The organism is Guyparkeria sp. SB14A (genome assembly GCF_005096345.1).
In the GTDB taxonomy this organism is placed as follows: Bacteria; Pseudomonadota; Gammaproteobacteria; order Halothiobacillales; family Halothiobacillaceae; genus Guyparkeria; species Guyparkeria hydrothermalis.
The window spans coordinates 1-647 of sequence record NZ_SWAW01000072.1; the positions used below are offsets into that span (position 1 = coordinate 1).

The 647-nt window shown below is 64.0% G+C and carries 1 protein-coding gene; it reads left to right on the forward strand.

What is annotated here, in order from left to right:
• On the forward strand, positions 1–647 hold a 647-nt coding region (locus tag FAZ79_RS11310), incomplete at both ends, for an EF-Tu/IF-2/RF-3 family GTPase (RefSeq protein WP_247709553.1).

The following is a 647-nucleotide window of genomic DNA, read 5'->3' on the forward strand; positions in this document are numbered from 1 at the left end:
GACGATCCGGAGCTGCTCGAGCTGGTCGAGATGGAAGTCCGTGACCTCCTCTCCCAGTACGACTTCCCGGGCGACGACACCCCGATCATCACCGGTTCGGCCCTCAAGGCGCTGGAAGGTGACACCTCCGAGATCGGTGCCCCGGCCATCGTCAAGCTGGTCGAGGCCATGGACGACTACATCCCCGAGCCGGAGCGTGCCATCGACGGTGCGTTCATCATGCCGGTCGAGGACGTGTTCTCCATCTCCGGTCGCGGCACCGTGGTCACCGGTCGCGTCGAGCGCGGCATCGTCAAGGTCGGCGAAGAGATCGAGATCGTCGGTCTGAAGGACACCATCAAGACCACCGTTACCGGTGTCGAGATGTTCCGCAAGCTGCTCGACCAGGGTCAGGCGGGCGACAACATCGGCGTTCTGCTGCGCGGCACCAAGCGCGACGAAGTCGAGCGTGGTCAGGTACTCTGCAAGCCGGGCACCATCAAGCCGCACACCCAGTTCGAGGCCGAGGTCTACGTACTGTCGAAGGAAGAGGGTGGTCGTCACACCCCGTTCTTCAACGGCTACCGCCCGCAGTTCTACTTCCGCACCACCGACGTGACTGGCGCTTGCGAGCTGCCGGAAGGCACCGAGATGGTCATGCCGGGTGA